This is a genomic window from Streptosporangium pseudovulgare (genome assembly GCF_014648055.1).
GTDB classification, from domain to species: domain Bacteria; phylum Actinomycetota; class Actinomycetes; order Streptosporangiales; family Streptosporangiaceae; genus Streptosporangium; species Streptosporangium pseudovulgare.
Genome location: NZ_BMQJ01000016.1, coordinates 50,167 through 69,878, shown reverse-complemented (window position 1 = coordinate 69,878; position 19,712 = coordinate 50,167). Strand labels below are relative to the sequence as shown.

The window sequence follows — 19,712 nt, the reverse complement described above, 5'->3', positions numbered from 1 at the left end:
AAGCCGCGGCGCGGCTTCACCGGCCTGATGTGCTCGGTGGTGGCCATGCGGATCAGGGCGCCTCGAAGCCGGCCTTGGTCAGCACGTCCCTGCCCTGCTGCGACAGCACCAGGTCCACGAACTGCTCGGCCAGATCACCGGCCGGCGCCTTGGCGAGCGTCGCGATCGGATAGTCGTTGATCGCCTTGTCCGCCTCCGGGAACCCGATGCCGGTCACCTTGCCCGCCGAGGCGATCACGTCGGTCCTGTAGACCAGCGCCGCGTCCACCTCGCCCAGCTCGACCTTGGTGAGGGTGGCCTTGACGTCCTGTTCCAGGGTGACGGGGGTGACCTTGAGCCCGGCCGCGTCCAGCGCCTTGACCGCCGCGGCGCCGCAGGGCACCTGCTCGGCGCACAGCGCCACCTTCACCTTCGCGTCGGTCAGGTCCGCGAGGTCGTCCACCTTGGCCGGGTTGTCCTTCGGCACGGCGATCTGCAGCGTGTTACGCGCGAACGTGGCCGGCGCGCCCGCCAGGGACGCGTCCGTCACGGTCTTCATGGTGGCCGGGCTGGCGGCGGCGAACACGTCCACCGGGGCGCCCTGGGCGATCTGCTGCGCCAGTGTCGCGCTGGAGCCGAAGTTGAACTTCACCGTGGTGCCCGGGTGGGCGGCCTCGAAGGTCCTGCCGAGCTCGGTGAAGGTGCCGGTCAGTGACGCCGCCGCGAACACCGTCACCTCCCCGGCCCCCGCGCCGGCGGCCGGGGCCGTCGAGGCGTCCGGTCCGCCGGAGCCGCACCCCGACAATCCCAGCACGAGTACGGCGGGCAGGGCCACGGCCCATCGGGAAAGACGCCTGAACACCAAGGGGGCTCCTCACGGATGACTGGCCACGCGCTCGTGGCCGGGGATCTCCACGACGACGTTGGTGGACTTGATCACGGCGACCGCCACCACCCCCGGCTCCAGGCCCAGTTCGTCGGCGGCCTGGCGGCTCATCAGGGACACCACCCGGAACGGCCCGGCGGCGATCTCCACCTGTGCCATCACCGCGTCCCTGATCACCTCGGTCACGATCCCGCGGAAGCGGTTACGCGCCGAGGAGCGGCCGTCGTCGACCGACTCGACCTGGGTGCGGGCGAAGGCGGCCAGGTCGGCGCCGTTCACCTGCCGGTGGCCGTGCTCGTCCCGCTCGGCCCGCAGCCGGCCCGCGTCCACCCACCGGCGGACGGTGTCGGCGCTGACCCCGAGCAGCGCCGCGGCCTCGCTGATCCGAAACGTCATCACAACCCCTCACCTTACCCCTCGCACATTCCAGCCTGAATACCTGTCTTCCTCCGCAACAGCGGCCTAACCTACGGATCTGGTGTTGCATCCGCGAGATCAGGTGAGATCGTCGCGAACGCCGGTTCTCCGTGTCGCCGGGCCGTCACGTCCGTGGTCGTGACCGTCTCACCGGTCACGCTCCCGCCCGCCGCCACCGGTGCCACCGAGGCTGTCGAGGCCGCCGCCGTTGCCGGCCCATCCTCCCGGTAACGGGCCGTCATCGGCACCACCGGCGTCCCCGCTCCGGCCTGGCCGTGACGGGAGGCACACCGCCGCGGCGGGCCGGCCTCTCCGGCCGGCCCGCCGCGGGGCGAGGGATGTCGGTCTCAGCCGAGGAAGAAGTCCGCCAGGATCTCCCCGATCTCGTCGGTGGCCTTGATCAGGGCGTTGGCGTGCGCGACGTCACGGATCATCTCGAAGCGGGCGTCGCGGATCAGCCCGGCGGCCTGCCGTACGGCCTCCGGCGGCAGCAGCAGGTCGTGCTCGAAGGCCATCAGCAGGCACGGCACGTCGATCTTGTCCCAGAGGGCGTGGCGGTCGGCGCGGACCAGCCACTCGTCGCCCGCCCGGCCCTGGTCGTGGAACCCGTCGGGGTAGCCGCCCCGGCGGGTGATGAACGACAGCCCGGTGCGCGCCATCGGGGTGTCGTCCCGCAGATCCTCGGCGGAGACGGTGATGAGCAGCTCCAGCAGCCGGTTCACCGCGTCGGAGCGCGACGACGAGCGCGCCTCGGCGTAGGCCCGCTGGAAGGCGGTCGGGACCGAGGTGGAGGCGATGAGCGCGGCCCGGGTCACCACGTCGGGCCGCAGCGCCGCGAGGCACTCCCCCACCATGCCGCCCAGCGAGACGCCGGCCAGGCCGGTCCGGTCCCAGCCGAGACGCCGCAGCAGCGCGAGCAGATCCTCGGCGAGCCGCGGCACCGAGTACGGGCCGGGCGGCGCGGAGGAGTCACCGGCGCCGCGCTGGTCGTAGCAGAGCACCTGCAGGCCCGCCTCCACCAGCGCCGGCACCACGGTGAGCTGCCACATGGCACGCGTCATGCCCTGGCCGCAGACCAGCACCAGCCGGGGGCGGCCGTCCTCGCCGTGGACGTCGTAGGGCAGGACGGCTCCGCCCACCTCGGCCCGGCCGCCCGCCACACCGGCCGCACCGGTCATGCCCGCCGTGCCGGGACGGGTCGCTCCGGTCATGTCCGCCGTGCCGGGACCGTTCGTTCCGGCCCTGCCCGCCGTACCGTGACCGGCCGCTTTCTCCGCGCCGGGCGCGCCGGCCGTCGCGTTCACCGCGCCACCACGGCGTGCGCGGCGGCGAGGGTCTCCAGCTCCGCGCGCCACAGCGCGGCCAGCTCCTGGGCGCCGGCGGAGGAGATGACGTCGCCGCGGTACCACAGCCGCACCTCCAGCCCGGTGCCGCACCACAGCTCCAGGGTCACCTCGAAGCTGGAGGCGGTGCGCTGGTGGCGGCGCTCGGCGCAGGCGACGCCGTCGAACTCCAGGGTGGGCGGGACGTTGTTCTGCACGACGAACCCGGCCTGGCAGAACGGGTTGCGGCTGCGGTCGCGCGGGGCGTCCTCGCGCAACAGCCGCTCCATCGGGGTGAACTGGAAGCGCAGCGCCTGGCCGAGCTGCTCGGCGGCCGCGGCGATGTCGGCCGCCGGGTCGGTGTCGTGGCCGCCGGTGAACCGGACCGCCACGGCCGAGGCGAAGCAGCCGATCACATCCTGCGCCGCCGGGGTGGTACGGCCCGCGACGGGGATGCCGACGGCGAAGTCGTCGGCGGCGGTGAAGCGGCGCAGCGCCCGTGCCCAGGCCGCCAGCAGCGTCGCCTGGAGCGTGCCGCCGTGCGGCGCCGCGGCCCGTTCGGCGGCGGCCCGCAGCGCGTCGGGCACGTCGATCCACACCTCCCGCACCGGGCCGAGCGGGGCCAGCTCGCCCTCGGCGACCAGCGGCAGGTCGGGCACGCCGACCAGCCGCCGCCCCCAGGCGGCGAGGTCCGCCCGGTCCCGCTCGGTCTCGCCGAGGTCCTGGTCGAGCCAGGTGTCGGCGAAGCGCAGCGGGGCGCGGTAGGGGACGGCCCGGCCCGCGGCGTGCGCCCGGTAGGCGTCCGACAGGTCGCGGCACAGCAGCCCGGCCGACCAGCCGTCGAAGGCGGTGTGGTGCACCGAGATCGCCAGGATGTGCTCGTCCGCGCCGACCGGGACGACCAGCGCCCGGATCGGGATGTCGGCCTCCAGGTCGAACGGCCCGGCCAGGAACTCCCGGACCTTCCACTCGGCCACCCGCTCCTCGCACGGAGCGCCGACGGTCAGCGGGTCGGGCACGTGCCTGGCGGCCACCACGTCGGCCCGCACGTCCCGCGCCCCGACCCGCACCAGGCGGGTGCGCAGCGCCTCGTGCCGGCCGACCACGGTGCGCAGCGCGGCGGCCAGCGCGGCGACGTCCAGCGGTCCGCTCAGCCGGAACTCGAAGGGGCAGCGGGTGTCGTCGGTGCCGGGGTTCATCATCTCCAGGTACCAGAACCGCCACTGCGGCACGGGCAGCCCGGCCAGCCAGCGCTCGGCCGACGGCTTCGCCGACCGCCTCGCCCGGCGGGCGTCCGCGCCGGAGGAATCCCGCGCGGCCGCGGCGGCCTCGACGGCCGCGGCGATGGCGCGGGGGGTGGCGGCCTGCATGACCTCCATCGCGTTGACCTTGACGGAGGCGTGCCGGCTGAGCCGGTGCGCGAGCTGGATGGCCATGATGGAGGTGCCGCCGAGCTCGAAGATGTCGTCGCCGGGGCCGAGCCGCACGTCGAGCAGTTCCTGGGCCATGGCGGTCACGTCGCGCACCAGCACCGAGTCCGCCTCCGCGCCGGAGCCGCCAGCACCCACGCCCGCGCCGGAGCCGGCGGCATCGGCGGTGGCGGCGCGGGCGGCCCGCTCGGCCCGGTGCCGCGCGGCGAGCCCGGCCAGCGCGGCGTGGTCGGTCTTGCCGTTGGCGTTCAGCGGCAGCTCGGTGACCGAGAACAGCTGGTCGGGCACGAACGCCGCCGGCAGGTGGTCGCGCAGCGCCCGCCTGATCCCGGCCAGCTCGGCCTCACCGAGGTTCCCGCCGACGCAGGCGGCCAGGTGGGTCTTGACGGGTTCGCCGTACGGCAGCGGCACCACGGCCACCTGGGCGGCGCCGCAGACGCGGCCGATGACCGCCTCGATCTCCGCGGGTTCCACCCGGACCCCGCGGATCTTCACCTGCCGGTCCTTACGGCCGGCGAAGACCAGGCCGCGGTCACCGTCCAGGCGGCCCAGGTCACCGGTGAGGTAGACCCGCACCGGCACGGCGTCCCCGTCCTCCGGCTCCAGATGCACGAAGGCCGCCCGGGTGGCCTCCTCGTCGTTGACGTACCCGGCCGACAGGCCGTCGCCGGAGACGGCGATCTCACCGGTCCCGCCGGGCGGGACCGGCCGCAGCCGCTCGTCGAGGAGGTACACGGCGGTGCCGGTGACCGGCAGGCCGATCGGCACGTCCCCGCCGGGGCCGTCTTCGAAGTCGTCGCCGGTGACCGGGTACGCGGTGGTGTAGACGCAGCTCTCGACCGGCCCGTAGACGTGCAGCAGACGCAGGTCCGGGTGCTCGGCGCGGCAGCGGGCGAAGCAGCCGGGAGTGGCGCGCTCACCGCCGACCATGAGCGTCTCCAGCCCGGCGAAGGCCCCCGGGTCGGTCTCGGCGACCACGTTGAACAGGGCGGTGGTCAGGAACAGGGTGGTCGCCCCGGCGGAGACGGCCTCGCGCACGTCCTGCGGCGAGAAGTGCCTGCCGTCGTGCAGCATCGAGGTGCCGCCGTGAGCCAGCGGGCACCACAGCTCCATCGCGAAGGCGTCCCACGGGCAGGGCGCGGTCTGCGGCATCCGGGTGCCACCTCCGAAACCGAGCACCGGGTCCAGCGCGATCCGGACGATCGCCTTGTGCGAGGCCGCCACCGCCTTGGGCTCGCCGGTGCTGCCGGAGGTCAGGAAGACGCAGCAGGGGTCGTCGAAGTCGCCGCCGGCGGGGGTGAACGGGCCGGCCTGCACCCCGGCGAGCAACCCGGCGGCGTCCAGCGCGGTCGCTCCACCGGGGGCGCCCTCGCCGGGCTCGTCGGTCAGGTACCAGCGAGCACGGGTCCGGCCGACGAGCTGGGCGCGGCGGGCCTCCGGCCAGTCCGGGTCGACCGCCGCGTAGACGGCGCCGCACTTCAGTACGGCCAGCAGCGCCTGGACCAGCAGCGGGCCGCGCGGTATCCGCACCACCACGACGTCACCGCGGCCGACACCGGACCGCGCGAGCCCGGCCGCCACCGTGTCGGAGGCGCGGACCAGCTCCCGGTAGCTGACGGACGTGCCCCGCCAGGTCAGGGCGGTGGCGTCGGGGGTGGTCCGGGCCCAGTGGTCCACCCGCTGGTCGAGACGGCGCACATCGTCACGGGCCAACACGGCCCCCCGCAGAATCTTCATGGGTCCTACCTAGGTGAGCTGTGACGGTTGGGTGAGACGGCCAGGTGTTCGAGTTGCCGTAGGTCGTGTCCGCCGTCCGGGGAGGTGGGGATCGCATCGACGATCGCCCACCGGGACGGCAGCATGTAGCGGGGCAGCCCCTCGGCGGTGAACGGGACCAGGACGCCGAGCGGGTCGTCGAGCGGGCGGCTCAGGACGACGGCGGCCAGCAGCAGGCGGTGCGCCGGGTCGTCGGCGCCGGTCCCGGCGACGACGGCGTCGGCCACGTCGGGGTGGCTGCGGATGCGGTCGCGGATCTCGGTGAGGTCCAAGCGGTGCCCGAAGACCGTGACCTGCTCGTCGCGGCGGCCCAGCAGCCGCAGCCGTCCGGCGCCGTCCCAGCGGGCCAGGTCGCCCGAGCGGCGCAGCGCGGCCGGGCCGGCGTCGGCGTGCCACAGCTCGCCGACGCCCCCCGGGGGCACCAGCCCGCCGCGCTCGTCGAGGATGACCAGGCCGCCCCCGGGGGACCGGGCGTCGCGGCGGCGGCGCAGCCACCGCCGCTGGCGGGCCGGGATGGTCCGCACCCGGGCGAGAGACCGGCCGTGGCCGGAGTCGAACCCGTGCAGGGCGGCCCGCAGCGCCTCGGCCAGGACGCGCGCCTCGGCCGCGGTCAGGACGGCGGTGGCGTGGTCCAGCGCCAGCCGGGGCGAGGGATCCCAGCGCAGCACCGAAAGACCGGCGTCCGCGGCGACCAGGCCGGTGAACGCCTCGTGGTAGCGGACGGTCAGCCCGCCCGCCCGCACCTGCTCCGGCAGGACCGTCTCCTGCGCCGAGAAGGTGATCTGCAGCAGCGGGACGCGCCGCCGGTCCGCCATGGCCCGGCCGCCGGGCAGGCCGCGGCTGATGACGCCCAGCGGGACGTCGGCGGACGTCACCCCCTCGGCGACGGCCCGCGCGGTCCGCCGCAGGTACTCCTCGACCGGTTCGGCGTCGTCGATCACGCACCGGATCGGCACCGTCCTGACGCACGGGGCGACCAGCCGCGTCGCGGAGGCCCGGTCGCGACGCGCGACGCCGACGCCGACCAGGAACCGGTCCAGGGCGCAGCGGCGGGCCACGACCAGCTGCCAGGCGGCCAGCAGCACCGCGGTGACGGTGACACCGGCGCGTCCGGCGGCGCGTTCCGCGGCGTCGCGGGTCCGGGCGTCGAGGGTGAACGTCAGCCGGCTGCCCCGGAAGTCGAACTCCGCCGGTCGGGGCAGGTCGCCGGGCAGCTCCACGATGGGCGGGAAGCCGCCGAGCTGCTCGACGCGCCGCCGGGCCAGCCGGTCGAGGTCGCCGGTCGCGGCCAGGTCCGCCCACCGGTCCAGCAGCAGGTCCGGGCTGGGCGCCGGGGCCTCACCGCCGGGACCGGGTACGGCGGAGCCACCGGATGCGGCCCCGGGACCGGATATGGCGGCGGTGTCGGGGCCGGGCGGGACGGCCCGGCCGGCGGGGCCGGCGGGGGCGGTCAGCGCCGCGTAACGGCCGGTCAGTTCGCGCCAGAGCAGCCCGATCGACCAGCCGTCGGCCAGCGCGCGGTGCACGACCAGCGACAGCAGGTGGTGGCGGTCGGCGAACCGGGTGAGCACGAAGGCGACGGCGGGCCGCTCGCCGTCCGCCAGCAGGTCCGCGGAGGTGCGGGCCAGTTCGGCGTGCACCGCCGCCACCGGGTCGCCGCCGGCCGTACCGGGGGGTTCGAGGCGCACGAGGCCGGGCCGCCAGTCCGGCAGCACGTGCCGCAGGTGCCCGTCCTCGGTCTCCTCGAAGACCGTGCGCAGCGACTCGTGCCGCGCGACCAGCAGGCGCACCGCCTCCCGCAGCGCGTCCTCGTCCAGCGGGCCGGTCAGCTCGGCGCCGCTGACATGGTGCATCGGGGCGCCGATCAGCCGTTCGGCGCTGAGGAAGCTCTCCTGTTCCGGCAGCACGGGGCGGCGGTCGGCCGCGGGGGCGGGCGGCGGCACGCGGGCGGGCGCGCAGGCGGCCAGCACGGTGGACAGCGGCGCCATGCCCAGCAGGTGACCCACGTCGACGGTGAGGCCGAGCTCCTCCTCGGCCCGGTCGACGACCTCCATCGCGTCCAGCGATGTGCCGCCCAGGCCGAAGAAGCTCTCGCCGAGCCGCGCGGCGACCTCCTCGGCCGGCATCTCCAGCACAGATGCGAGCACGTCCAGCAGCGATCCGGCACCGGGAGCGGGATCAGGCGTCATGGCGTCCCTCCGTCGTCAGGCACACGGCAGATCGTGGGAGGCCCGACTCGAATCCCACTCAAGCGGGCGTCGGCCGCGGCCCGGCGGTGCCCGGATGGTGTCCGCGCCCGCCGGGTCGGGCGATCCTCCAGCGGCCCCCAACGATCCCTTGACCGCTCCTCGAACCGGCCGGGTGACAGTGGCGACGCGTCCGGCCCCGGAGCCGTGCCCCCGCGGCGGCGGGGCCGGGACGCGGGTTCCTTCCACGTTCGAGACGGAGGTGGCAGATGCGCGTCCTGTTCGTTACCTGGGCCTGGCATTCGCACTTCTACCCGTGCGTCCAGCTCGGCTGGGCGCTGCGGGCCGCCGGCCACGAGGTCGTGGTGGCCAGTCAACCGGCCCTGACCGACGTCATCGCCGCGTCCGGCCTGCCCGCCGTGGCGGTCGGCCACGACGTGGACGTCGGCGCCATGGCCGGACGGTACTTCTCCTGGCTCATGCGCCAGGAGCGGCCCGTGGAGTGGGAGGAGATGCGCGCCTGGGGAGTGGGCAACGTCATCACCTACAAGCGCATCGCCCAGGCGATGACCGCGGACACGCTGCGCTTCGCCCGCGGTTGGCGGCCCGACCTGGTGGTCTTCGACCCCACGACGTACGCCGGGCCGCTGACCGCGGCGGCGCTCGGAGTCCCGGCCGCCCGGCACATCTGGGGCATGGACTACACCTGCCGGACCCGGGAGTTCGAGGACGAGGCGCTCGCGGACATGTGCGCGGAGCTGGGCATAGGCGGGGTGGAGACCCTCGGCGACGTCACCGTGGACCCGTGCCCGCCCTCACTGCAGGTGCCGACGCCGAAGCCGGTGCGCCGGCTGACGATGCGCCACGTCCCCTACAACGGCCCGGCCACCGTACCGGAGTGGCTGACGCGGCCCGCGTCGCGGCGGCGGGTCGCGGTGCTGGGCAGCAGCGCCGTCGCCAGCTGGGGTGGACAGGAGCCGTCGCTGCTCCCCCATGTCATGGCGGCCCTGGCCGACACCGACGTGGAGATCGTCGCCATCGGCGAGGACCCCGGCGGCGGGCACCGGCTGCCGGACGGCGCCACGGCCCGGCTGCGGCTGGTCGACCGGCTCGCCCTGCACCTGCTGCTGCCGACCTGCTCGGCCCTGATCCACCAGGGCGGCGGCGGCGCGGTGATGACGGCGCTGGCCGCCGGGGTGCCGCAGCTGATCCTGCCGCGCTTCACCGACCACGTGTTCAACGCCCGCCGGGTCGCCGAGGCCGGCGCCGCCCGGCAGATCTTCGCCGGTGACGGCGACCCCGCTCTGATCCGCGCCGAGCTGGACCTGCTGCTGGGCGACAACGGTCACCTGCGGGCCGCCGAGAAGCTGAGCCGGGAGATGGCCGAGCAGCCCTCCGCCGCCGAGGTGGTGGACCGGCTGGCCGGCCTGGCGGGGCAGGCGGGGCAGGCGGCGGGGCTCGCGGCGGCGAGGTCGTGATGGCGCGCATCCTGTTCACCACCCAGCCCGCCAGCGGCCACCTGCGCCCCCTGGTGCCCGTCGCCCAGGCGGCCCGCGACCGCGGTCACACGGTCGCGGTGTGCGCCCCGGCCTGCATGGCCGAGGAGATCCGCGGCTTCGGGCTGGAGCACCTGACCGGCGGCTACGACTGGCGCTACGAGATCTACCGGACGCTCCCACCCGGCTACCGCGACCAGGACTTCGCGACGGCGGCCGACACCTTCCGCGCCCTGGGCGAGCCGCTGACCCGCGCGTTCGCCGGGCACATCGCCCGCGGCACCGCCGCCGACATCCTGAAGCTCGCCCCCGAGTGGCGGCCCGACCTCATCGTGCGCGAGCTCGACGAGCTGGGCGGCTACCTCGCGGCCGAGGCGCTGGGCGTCCCGCACGTCCCGGTCATCTCCTTCGGCGGGCTGGACGGCGTCACCGGTGAGGTCCTCGGCCCCGTCCTGGACGAGGGCCGCGCCGAGCTGGGGCTGCCGCCCGACCCGGAGGGGCGGAACCTGTACCGGTATTTCACCGCGAGCTTCCTGCCCGCCGCGTTCGGCGAGTCGGAGATGATCCTGCCCGGGACGCGCTGCTACCGGCACGTCAACAGCCATCCGGACGACCTGCCGCTGCCGCCGTGGTTCGCCGGGCTGGACCCGGCCCGGCCGCTGGTCTTCGCCGGTTTCGGCACGGTCGTCTACAGCCTGCCCGGTTCCGGGGAGTTCGTCGCCCGGGTCATCGAGGAGCTGGGCGAACTGGACTGCACGACCATCCTGGCGGTCGGCTCCGGAGCCGACCCGGCGCGTTACGCCGCGCCGGACAACGTCCGCCTGGTGGACTTCGCCGACCAGGCGCTGATCCTGCAGAGCTGCGACCTGTTCGTCACCCACGGCGGGCTCAACAGCATCAAGGAGGCCCTGTGCCTGGGCGTGCCGATGGTCGCGCTGCCGGTCCTGGACGACCACCGGCACAACGCCGCGCTCTGTGCCGGGCTGGGCCTGTCGCGCACGGTGCCGCTGACCGCGCTGACCGCGCTGACCGGGCCGCCCGCACCCCCGGGGCCGCCTGAGCCGTACGGCTCCGGAGCGGCGGGCCGGGCGCGTCCGCTGGCCGCGGCGGTGCGCGCCGTACTGGACGACCCCGCGCACCGGGCCGCCGCCCGTCGCGTCCAGCGCCACCTGCACGCCCTGCCGCCGGTCGAGCGGCTCGTCGACGACCTGGAAGCCCTGATCGCCACCGAGGAAGGCTGAGCCCGCCGTGCCCCTCATCACCGACCCCGCGGCACCGCGCCGGCCGGAGGACCCCTCCGGCCCGGCGCCACGGTGCGAAGTGTGGTGGGCGCGGCCGGCGGACCAGCACGAGGGCCTGCTCAGCCTGCTGCAGGATGTGGAGCTGGAGCGGCGGTCGGCCTACCGGCGGCCGGAGGACCGCGCCCGCTTCACCGTCGGCGCCGCGCTCATCCGGCTGACCGCCGCGCGGCTGCTGGACTGCGACCCCGTCGACCTGCGGATCGTCCGCGACTGCCCCGACTGCCGGCTCCCGCACGGCCGTCCCCGCGTGGAGCACCGCGACCTGGAGCTGGCCGTCTCCCACTCCGCCGACCTCGTCATGATCGGGCTGTCCACGTCCGCGCCGATGGGCGTGGACGTGGAGAAGATCGATCCGGCCAAGTCACGCAAGCTCGCCCGCCGCGTGCTCAGCGTCACCGAGCTGGCGAAGTTCCAGACGCTGACCGACGACGAGCGGACCCGGATGTTCTTCCAGGCGTGGACCCGCAAGGAGGCGGTGCTGAAGTCCACCGGCGACGGGCTGCGCATGCCGATGAACGCCGTGGACTTCGACGAGCAGGGCCGCCTGCTGGCCTACCCGGGCCGGCCCGACCTCGCGGGCAACGCCTGCGTCATCGACCTGACCCCACGGGCCGAGGGCTACCGGGCCGCGCTGGCGATCCTGAGACCGCCGCCCGCGGAGGTGGTGCATTACGACGCGCAGGGACTCCTGCGGTCCTGGTGATCCGGGGAGGGGCGCAACCGCCGCCCCTCCCCGGACCGAGCGAGAGGTGAGGCACGTGAAGGCACTGGTCCTGGCGGGCGGCTCGGGGACGCGGTTACGTCCTCTGAGTCACGCCATCCCCAAACAACTCATACCGGTGGCCGGCAAGCCGGTGCTGGCGCACTGCCTGGAGAACATCGCGGCGATCGGCGTCACCGACGTCGGCCTGATCGTGGGCGACCGCGGCGACGAGATGCGCGCCCAGCTCGGCGACGGCGCCGCGCTGGGGCTGCGCATCACCTACATCCGCCAGCACGCGCCGCTGGGCCTGGCCCACTGCGTGCGGCTCGCCGCGGACTTCCTCGGCGACGACGACTTCGTCATGTACCTGGGCGACAACATCCTGGCCGACGGCATCGCCGAGGTCGCCGCGGACTTCGCCGCCAACCGGCCCGCCGCGCAGATCCTGCTGGTCAAGGTGGCCAACCCCCGCGAGTACGGCGTGGCCGAGCTGGACGCCGACGGACGGGTGACGGGGCTGGCCGAGAAACCCGCCGAGCCGCGCAGCGACCTGGCGCTGACCGGCGTGTACTTCTTCACCCCCGCCATCCACGAGGCGGTCCGGGCCATCGCGCCCAGCCCGCGCGGCGAACTGGAGATCACCGATGCCATCGCCTGGCTGGTCGCGCGGGGGCTGCGGGTCGACGCCAGTCAGTTCCACGGGTACTGGAAGGACACCGGCAAGATCGACGACCTGCTGGAGTGCAACCGCGTCCTGATGGAACGCCGCCGCGGCGAGGTGCGCGGCACCGTCGACGCGACCAGCCGGCTGTACGGCGAGGTCGTGGTCGAGCCCGGCGCCCGGATCGTCGGCTCCGTCGTCACCGGTCCGGCCGTCATCGGCGCCGGGACGCTGGTCCGCGACAGCCTGATCGGCCCCTACACCGCGCTGGGCCGCAACTGCACCCTGCTCGGCGCGGGCATCGAGCACTCCATCGTCCTGGACGGGGTGTCGGTGCGGCGGGTCCGCGGCATCTACGGCTCACTGATCGGCCGCGAGGCGGCGGTGTGCTCCGCCATCGACGACGGTCACCGCCGCCTGGTCATCGGCGACCACGCCACAGTGGAGGTAGCGTGAACATCCTGGTAACCGGCGGAGCCGGCTTCATCGGCTCCCACTACGTCCGGACCCTTCTCGAAGACGGATACCCCGGTTTCACCGGCGCGCGCGTCACCGTCGTGGACGCGCTCACCTACGCGGGCAACCGCGCCAACCTGCCCGCCGCCCATCCCCGGCTGACCTTCGTCCAGGGCGACGTCTGCGACCTCGCGTTGCTGCGCGAGGTCCTGCCCGGCCACGACGCCGTCGTCCACTTCGCCGCCGAGTCGCACGTGGACCGCTCGGTGTACGGCGCCGCCGAGTTCGTCCGCAGCAACGTGGGCGGCACCGCCACCGTGCTGGAGGCCGCCCGCCTGACCGGGACCCCCCGGGTGGTGTGCGTCTCCACCGACGAGGTGTACGGCTCGATCGCCACCGGCTCCTGGACCGAGGACTTCCCGCTGCTGCCCAACTCGCCGTACGCGGCCAGCAAGGCGGGCGCCGACCTGATCGCCCGCGCGTACTGGCGGACCTACGGCATGGACGTCCTGGTCACCCGCTGCTGCAACAACTACGGCCCCTACCAGCACGTGGAGAAGCTGATCCCGCGCTTCGTGACCAACCTGCTGTCGGGCCTGCAGGTGCCGCTGTACGGCGACGGCTGGAACGTCCGCGAGTGGCTGCACGTCGAAGACCACTGCCGGGCGGTGCAGCGGGTCCTGACCGACGGGACCGCCGGGGAGGTCTACAACATCGGCGGCGGCCACGAGCTGTCGAACCTGGAGCTGACCTCCGCCCTGCTGGAGCTGTGCGGCGCCGACTGGTCCATGGTCCGGCATGTGGCCGATCGGCCCGGCCACGACCTGCGCTACAGCCTCGACGACACCAGGCTGCGCACCCGGCTCGGCTGGGCGCCCCAGGTGGGCTTCGACCGCGGCCTGGCCGAGACGGTCGCCTGGTACCGGGACAATCCCGGCTGGTGGAAGCCTCTGTGCGAGGCGGGGGAGGCCAGGCCGCCGGCGGCCGTCGTGGGGTGACCCCCGCCGCCCGGACCGCGCCGGGCGCTCAGAGCCAGCCGGAACGGACCGCCAGGATGCCCGCCTCGAAGCGGCTGCGCGCGTTCAGCCGCTTCATCAGGTCCGACACCAGCCGGCGGATGGTCCGCAGCGACAACCCCAGTTTGCGGCTGATGGACTCGTCGGTGTGGCCGTCGGCCAGCAGCGCCAGGATCTCCCGGTCCCGCTTGGACAGGCCGTCGCTGTCGGCGGCGGGTTTGGCGTCCCATGGGCTCGCCGCCGCCCAGAACTGCTCGAACAGGACCTTCATCGCCGCGATCGCGCCCTGGCTGCGCAGCTCCAGCGCGCCGCGCCGCCCGTTTCCGGGGTCGAGCGGCACCAGGGCGACCTCGCCGTCCACGATGATCATCAGCATCGGCAGGGAGGGGACGATCCGCGCCTCCTCCCCCAGTGAGGTCAGCAGGCGCACGTACTGCAGGGTCGCGGGGTCGTTGCGGAAGCTCTCCTGGTAGATGGTGCGCAGCGCGACGCCCCGCTCCAGCGCCTGCTGGTTGAGCGGCTTGCCCGCCTCGATGGTGTCCGACAGCTGGGCGCCGCCCGGCAGGAACGACAGGCACTCGTGGCGGGCGGTCTGCGCCAGCTCCTCCAGGCGGTACCGCACCGCCTCCAGTCCGACCAGCTGGTGGACCAGCTCGGGCGCGTACCTGTCCTTGCCGCTGTAGCGGGACGCGAGGGTGGCCACGGCGGTGCGGGTGGCCTCGATCTGGCGCTGACGGGCCGCCAGTTCCAGCTCGCTGCGCGCCAGCAGGGCCGACAGGCCGACCTCCGGGCTCACCGGGTAGAGCCGGCCGGAGTCCTCGTCCATCGGCCGCAGCAGGTGCTTGTCGGCCAGGTCGTCCAGCGCCGAGCGGACGTCCGCCTCGGAGATCTCCAGGTGAGCCGCGAGCAGATCGGGCCCCCACTCCGGATGATCCAGCATCAGCAGGTAGACGGTCTGCGTGCGGGCCCTTAACCCCAGAGCTTCCAACATCGATACGGCTCCCTCGCCCATGGCCGCCGCAGCCACGAGGCCCCCAAACAATAATTGGGACCAAGAACCTGGACAACCACGAGCACGCTCAAAGTGGTTGAATGTTCAATCATTCAGTGGCGGGCGCGCCCGTCCCTTCCCCGCACGGCCGCGCGGCGTCACGGCCCGGCGGCACCTTGGTGCCGCGGCCACGACGTCCGCGCCGGAGCCGCGGCGTTCACGCCGGAGGCGTGGCACCGGCGTGCCATGACGGCCGCCCCCGGGCGCGGTACGGCTGGCACCAACAGGCCAGGTCAGATGGTGTCACGGAAACGAACGCGCTGCTCAACGCGGTCACCGTACCGTCCCCTGGCGCAGCACCATGATGCCAAGCACGTTGGTGCAACCCCAGATCGTGGAAACCGCCCCCTACCTGCTCCAATAATCGGCTTACCCGATACGGTCCCGGCAGGTCAGGGAGCCGGAAGCGGGAACCATCCCCCCCTCCGGAAACGGACGACTCCCAGGAGCGGTCACCATGAACCTCACCCCCCGCCTCGCGTCCCGCGCCCTCGCCACCCTCACCCTGACCGCCGCGATCGTCGCCGCCGGCGCGGTGGCCGGCGGCGCCGGCGCCTCGGCCGCGGTCACCGGCCCGACGGTGGCGTCCGCCGGGTCCGGCCAGTTCTCCGACCCCGACGACAGCGGCTTCGACTGGGGCGTCTCCGACCCCGACGGTGTCGGCTTCGACTGGGGCGTCTCCATCTCCCACGACGGCGGCTTCGACTGGGGGACCCCCACCCCCGCCCCCGCCCCGGGCGGGCACGGCCAGGGCTGACGAGACCGCCCCACGGCCACCCACCCCATCCAAGGACACCCCATGTACATGGTCGCCGCCTCCCTCACCGCCCCCGAGGGCTCCCCCTCCCCCGACGGCACCGTCGTCTCGGACGTCTTCTGGTCGCTGGCCGTCCCCGAGGACGGCCTGGAACACCTGCGCCTGGCGACCCGCCGGCCGGCCCGCGTCGACCTGGTCGTCTTCCTGCGGGCCCCCGGCGAACAGGAGGCGATGAAGGCCGCACGGCGACTGTGCGACCGGGTGATCGCGACCTCCTCCGTGCTCTCCGGCTGGCGGGTCGACGCGGTCGCCCCGATCGACTACGAGACCGGAACCGGCCGCTCCCCCGGCGGACGTCCGGCCGGCACCCCTCCCCCTGAGAACCTCCCGGAACCGTGAAGGAATCCAGAGAGGACCGAAAACCCCGTGGAAATCAGAATCCTGGGACAACTGGAAGCGTGGGAATCGGGCACCTCGGTACTCCCGACCGCGGGCAAGCCACGACAGATCCTCGCCCTTCTGGCCCTCAACCGCGGTCAGGTCGTGACCGCCGCCGCCCTGGCCGAGGAACTGTGGAACGGCAACCCCCCGCGCAGCGCCAGCACCACCCTCCAGACCTACATCCTGCAACTGCGCAGGAAACTCGACAGCGCGCGCGGCCTCACCCTCAAGCGCACCGGGAAGGACGTGCTCGTCACCCGGCACATCGGCTACCAGCTGCAGATGTCGGACGTCGAGGTCGACGCCTGGGAGTACGAGCGGCTCGTCGCCGCCGGCCGCCGGGCCGTCGACGAGCACGACGACGCCCGCGCCGCGCAGCTGCTGTCGAAGGCCCTGAACCTGTGGCGCGGCGCGGCCCTGGTGGACGTGCCGACGGGGCCGCTGCTGGAGCTGGAGGTGATGCGCCTGGAGCACCTGCGGCTGTGCGCCGCCGAGTTGCGCATCGAGGCGGAGCTCCGGCTCGGGCGCCACCAGACGCTGCTGGGCGACCTGGCCGTGCTGTGCGCGCAGCACCCGCTGAACGAGAACCTGCAGATCGACTACATGCTCGCCCTGTACCGCTCGGGACGGCAGTGGCAGGCGCTGACGGTGTACCGGCAGCTGCGCCACACCCTGGACCTCGAACTCGGCGTGGAGCCGTGCCCGCGCGCCCAGCAGATGATGCGGGCCATCACCGCCTCCGACCCCGCTCTGGACCAGGTCCTGCACCCCGCGCTGGGCCGCCTGGTCGGCTGAGCGCCGTCCCGTCCGTGCCCGCCCCGCGCACGGGGGCACGGGGCGCTCCCCGCGCCCACCCCGGGCGGCTCTCCCCCGCGCCCGCCCCGCGTACGGCTCTCTCCCCGCCCCCACTCCGCGTGCGGGACGTCCTCGCGCCCGCCTCGTGCGGAACACGGACGACCCTCTACCGCGGTGCGATGCGCCCGGCGCAGGCTGGTGACACGACGCTCCCCTCCCGCCCCGCCGGCCCGGGAGCGCCACGCCTACCCAGGGAGAGAAGACATGCCCCCTCACCTGTTCGCCCCCGGGCCGATGGCCGCAGGCCGCCCCGGCGGTGCGGCGGGCCGTACCGCCCCCGCGACCGGCGGTACGGCCCGCCGTGCCGTCCCCGCGAGCGGGCCGCGCCCCGGACCGGACGCCACCGGAGCCCTCCGGTGAGCCCCGAGCAGGTCGCCGCCCTCCTGCTCGGCGTCGCCGTGGTCATCATCGCGACCCGGCTGGCCGGCACGCTGGTCGCACGTCTCGGCCAGCCGCCCGTGATCGGCGAGATCCTCGCCGGGATCCTGCTGGGACCCACCCTGTTCCACGGGGCGGTGACCGACGCCCTGTTCCCGGCCGACATCCGCTCCCATCTCGGCGCGCTGGCCAACATCGGGGTCATGGTGTTCATGTTCCTGGTGGGACTGGAACTGGACCACGCCCTGCTGCGGGGCACGGGCCGGCTGGCGGTCAGCGTGTCGCTCAGCTCCATCCTGCTGCCGCTGGGTCTCGGCGCGCTGCTGGGGCTGTACCTCCTGGAAAGCCACCCCAACCCCCACCGCCTGGGGTTCGCGCTGTTCATGGGGGCGGCGATGGCGGTCACCGCCTTCCCCGTGCTGGCGCGCATCCTCACCGACCGCGGCATGCACCGCACCGCCACCGGCGGGCTCGCCCTCACCTGCGCCGCCGTCGACGACGTGCTCGCCTGGTCGCTGCTGGCCGTGGTGGTGGCGGTCACCGGCGCGGACACCGGCCAGTGGCACGCCGTCCTCGTCCTGCCCTACGTGGCGCTGATGTTCTGGGTGGTCCGGCCGCTGCTGCGCCGCCTGGCCGCCGCCCACCGCCGGACCGGGCACCTCAGCCCCGGCATGCTCGCCACCGTCCTGGCCGGGCTGATGCTGTCGGGCTGCGTCACCGAGTGGATCGGGCTGCACTTCATCTTCGGCGCCTTCCTGTTCGGCGTCGTCATGCCGCGCGAGGGCGCCGACCGGCTCCGCGAGGAGATCTCCGACCGTGTCGGGCAGGTCAGCACGGTGCTGCTACTGCCGATCTTCTTCGTGGTGAGCGGCCTCAAGGTCGACCTGTCCGCCGTCGGGGCGCCGGGCCTGACCGAGCTGGCGCTGATCCTGCTGGTCGCCGTCGGCGGGAAGTTCGCCGGCGCCTTCACCGCGGCCCGGCTGAACGGCCTGCCCCCGCACCAGTCGGCCACGCTGGCGACGCTGTTGAACACCCGCGGTCTCACCGAGCTGGTCATCCTCAGCGCGGGCCTGCAACTGGGCCTGCTCGACACCGGGCTGTACTCGCTGATGGTCGTGATGGCCCTGGTCACCACCGCGATGGCCGGCCCCCTGCTCCAGCTGCTCCGCCCGGGGCGGACGCCCGTGGCGGCGGGCGTCCGCGAAGCGGAGCTCAGGAGCAGTTCCACCTGATGCCCTGGTAGTTCAGCCCGTTGCCCCACTTGTACGACCGCCAGCGGTTCGGGCCGACGATGAAGCAGGGGCTGTCGGGCCCGACCCGCCGGACGGAGAAGGAGACGGTGGAGGCGCAGTTGTTGGTGACCTTCACGGTCTGGGTGACGTAGCCGGACGAGTGGCTGACGTGCACGCAGTTCGCGGCGCGCGCCGGGGCGGACGTGGGCGCGGCGGCGCTGGCACCGGCCTGGCCTGCGGCGGCGACGGTCAGCAGCCCCGCCGCGGACAGGGCCAGTGCGCCGTTGCGAATCCTCCGGTGAGTCATTCGCGGTCCTTTCTCGGGAATTCGCGGAAGAGATTCTCCCTTCCGCTCCACGGCCTTTTAGATGACCGCCGGACTCCCGGCGTTCGGCGTTTCACCGATTTTTTCCGGCCCGCTCTCATGGAATTTCCTGAATCACCAAATGTGAGATAATAAACGAAATAACCGGAAATTTTATTAAAAGCCGACACTGTACGGCGGAGCAGTCCGGAGTGCGGCCGCCGCCCTCGCGCCACGCGCCACGCGGTGCCTCGCCGGCGATCACGGACGGCCGTAGATTCGGTGGTGACGAAGCAACCGATGATCGTGGGAGGTTCCCGATGACACCGCTGAAGGGCAAGGTCGCCGTCGTCACCGGGGGGTCGCGGGGCATCGGCCGGGCCGTGGTGGAGCGCTTCGCCCGGGACGGCGCGGGGGTCGTGTTCAACTACGCCAGCAGCGCCGACGCCGCCGCCGAGGTCGAGCGGGCGGTGGCGGAGGCGGGCGGCGCCGCCCGCGGCGTCCGGCTGGACCTCGCCGAGCCGGACGCCGCCGAACGCCTGATGGAGACCGCCGCGAAGGAGTTCGGCGGCCTGGACATCCTGGTGAACAACGCCGTGCTGAGCTTCACCCCGACCCCCATCGCCGAGACCACGGACGAGCTGTTCGACCGGGCCATGGCCGTCAACGTCAGGTCGGCGTTCATGACCATCCGGTACGCGGCCCGGCGGATGCGCGACGGCGGGCGCATCGTCAACGTCTCCACCCTCAACACCGTGCGCCCCGCCCCGGGCCTGGCCCTCTACATCGCCGGCAAGGGCGCGCTGGAGCAGCTGACCGCCGCGGCGGCGCAGGAGCTCGGCAGGCGCGGCATCACCGTGAACACCGTCTCCCCCGGCGCCACCGACACCGACCTGCTGCGGGCCACCAACTCCGCCGAGAACCTCGAGATGGCCGCCAGGATCACCCCGCTCGGCCGGCTCGGGCAGCCGTCCGACGTGGCCGACGTGATCGCGTTCCTCGCGGGCCCGGACGGCCGCTGGGTCACCGGCCAGAACATCCGCGCCACCGGCGGCCTGGGCTGAG

Annotated in this window: 17 protein-coding genes; 10 read left to right on the top strand and 7 right to left on the bottom strand. The window is 74.0% G+C overall.

Features of this window, described 5'->3' with window-relative positions:
* Positions 1-52: 52 nt before the first annotated feature.
* The 5 genes from modA to IEZ10_RS28135 all read right to left on the bottom strand — a co-directional run bounded on the left by modA (position 53) and on the right by IEZ10_RS28135 (position 7,999).
* Positions 53-841, bottom strand: coding sequence for a molybdate ABC transporter substrate-binding protein (gene modA / locus IEZ10_RS28155; RefSeq protein WP_373287428.1), 789 nt, complete (start codon positions 839-841; stop codon positions 53-55).
* Positions 842-853: 12 nt separating this feature from the next.
* Positions 854-1,264, bottom strand: a complete 411-nt coding sequence (locus tag IEZ10_RS28150; RefSeq protein WP_189249549.1) for a TOBE domain-containing protein — start codon at positions 1,262-1,264, stop codon at positions 854-856.
* Between the two features lie 365 nt (positions 1,265-1,629).
* Positions 1,630-2,586 carry an alpha/beta fold hydrolase gene (locus IEZ10_RS28145; protein ID WP_189249548.1) on the bottom strand — a complete coding sequence of 319 codons (957 nt, stop codon included), beginning with the start codon at positions 2,584-2,586 and terminating at the stop codon, positions 1,630-1,632.
* The gene (locus IEZ10_RS28140; RefSeq protein WP_189249547.1) at positions 2,583-5,771 is read right to left on the bottom strand and encodes an AMP-binding protein; all 3,189 of its coding nucleotides are present in this window, start codon (positions 5,769-5,771) and stop codon (positions 2,583-2,585) included. The genes IEZ10_RS28145 and IEZ10_RS28140 overlap by 4 nt, the downstream gene beginning before the upstream one ends.
* A 5-nt stretch (positions 5,772-5,776) precedes the next feature.
* The gene (locus IEZ10_RS28135; RefSeq protein WP_189249546.1) at positions 5,777-7,999 is read right to left on the bottom strand and encodes a condensation domain-containing protein; all 2,223 of its coding nucleotides are present in this window, start codon (positions 7,997-7,999) and stop codon (positions 5,777-5,779) included.
* 266 nt (positions 8,000-8,265) lie between these two features.
* Between IEZ10_RS28135 and IEZ10_RS28130 the strand changes: the two genes are divergently transcribed.
* The 5 genes from IEZ10_RS28130 to rfbB are packed head-to-tail and all read left to right on the top strand — an operon-like array spanning position 8,266 to position 13,611.
* On the top strand, positions 8,266-9,474 hold the full coding sequence (locus IEZ10_RS28130) for a nucleotide disphospho-sugar-binding domain-containing protein (protein ID WP_189249545.1): 1,209 nt from the start codon (positions 8,266-8,268) through the stop codon (positions 9,472-9,474).
* On the top strand, positions 9,474-10,733 hold the full coding sequence (locus IEZ10_RS28125) for a glycosyltransferase (RefSeq protein ID WP_189249544.1): 1,260 nt from the start codon (positions 9,474-9,476) through the stop codon (positions 10,731-10,733). The genes IEZ10_RS28130 and IEZ10_RS28125 overlap by 1 nt, the downstream gene beginning before the upstream one ends.
* A gap of 7 nt (positions 10,734-10,740) precedes the next feature.
* Positions 10,741-11,496, top strand: a complete 756-nt coding sequence (locus IEZ10_RS28120; protein ID WP_189249543.1) for a 4'-phosphopantetheinyl transferase family protein — start codon at positions 10,741-10,743, stop codon at positions 11,494-11,496.
* A gap of 55 nt (positions 11,497-11,551) precedes the next feature.
* On the top strand, positions 11,552-12,613 hold the full coding sequence (locus IEZ10_RS28115; protein ID WP_189249542.1) for a glucose-1-phosphate thymidylyltransferase: 1,062 nt from the start codon (positions 11,552-11,554) through the stop codon (positions 12,611-12,613).
* The gene (gene rfbB / locus IEZ10_RS28110) at positions 12,610-13,611 is read left to right on the top strand and encodes a dTDP-glucose 4,6-dehydratase (RefSeq protein WP_189249541.1); all 1,002 of its coding nucleotides are present in this window, start codon (positions 12,610-12,612) and stop codon (positions 13,609-13,611) included. The genes IEZ10_RS28115 and rfbB overlap by 4 nt, the downstream gene beginning before the upstream one ends.
* Before the next feature lie 28 nt (positions 13,612-13,639).
* Here rfbB and IEZ10_RS28105 read toward each other — a convergent pair whose 3' ends face one another.
* The gene (locus tag IEZ10_RS28105) at positions 13,640-14,620 is read right to left on the bottom strand and encodes a LuxR C-terminal-related transcriptional regulator (RefSeq protein ID WP_189249540.1); all 981 of its coding nucleotides are present in this window, start codon (positions 14,618-14,620) and stop codon (positions 13,640-13,642) included.
* A 517-nt stretch (positions 14,621-15,137) separates the two neighbouring features.
* Between IEZ10_RS28105 and IEZ10_RS28100 the strand changes: the two genes are divergently transcribed.
* The 4 genes from IEZ10_RS28100 (at position 15,138) to IEZ10_RS28085 (ending at position 18,343) form a co-directional block, all read left to right on the top strand.
* Positions 15,138-15,437, top strand: coding sequence for a hypothetical protein (locus IEZ10_RS28100; RefSeq protein ID WP_189249539.1), 300 nt, complete (start codon positions 15,138-15,140; stop codon positions 15,435-15,437).
* 42 nt (positions 15,438-15,479) lie between these two features.
* Positions 15,480-15,836, top strand: a complete 357-nt coding sequence (locus tag IEZ10_RS28095) for a hypothetical protein (RefSeq protein WP_189249538.1) — start codon at positions 15,480-15,482, stop codon at positions 15,834-15,836.
* A gap of 27 nt (positions 15,837-15,863) precedes the next feature.
* Positions 15,864-16,673, top strand: coding sequence for an AfsR/SARP family transcriptional regulator (locus IEZ10_RS28090; RefSeq protein WP_189249537.1), 810 nt, complete (start codon positions 15,864-15,866; stop codon positions 16,671-16,673).
* A 416-nt stretch (positions 16,674-17,089) separates the two neighbouring features.
* A complete protein-coding gene (locus IEZ10_RS28085) occupies positions 17,090-18,343 on the top strand; it encodes a cation:proton antiporter domain-containing protein (RefSeq protein ID WP_189249536.1) in 1,254 nt (417 codons plus the stop codon).
* Here IEZ10_RS28085 and IEZ10_RS28080 read toward each other — a convergent pair.
* Entirely contained in the window at positions 18,324-18,650 is a 327-nt protein-coding gene (locus IEZ10_RS28080) for an alpha-amylase inhibitor (RefSeq protein ID WP_189249535.1), read from the bottom strand. The genes IEZ10_RS28085 and IEZ10_RS28080 overlap by 20 nt on opposite strands.
* Positions 18,651-18,967: 317 nt before the next feature.
* Between IEZ10_RS28080 and IEZ10_RS28075 the strand changes: the two genes are divergently transcribed.
* Positions 18,968-19,711 (top strand): glucose 1-dehydrogenase, encoded by a 744-nt coding sequence (locus IEZ10_RS28075; protein WP_189249534.1) that lies wholly within the window; start codon positions 18,968-18,970, stop codon positions 19,709-19,711.
* Position 19,712: the final 1 nt, after the last annotated feature.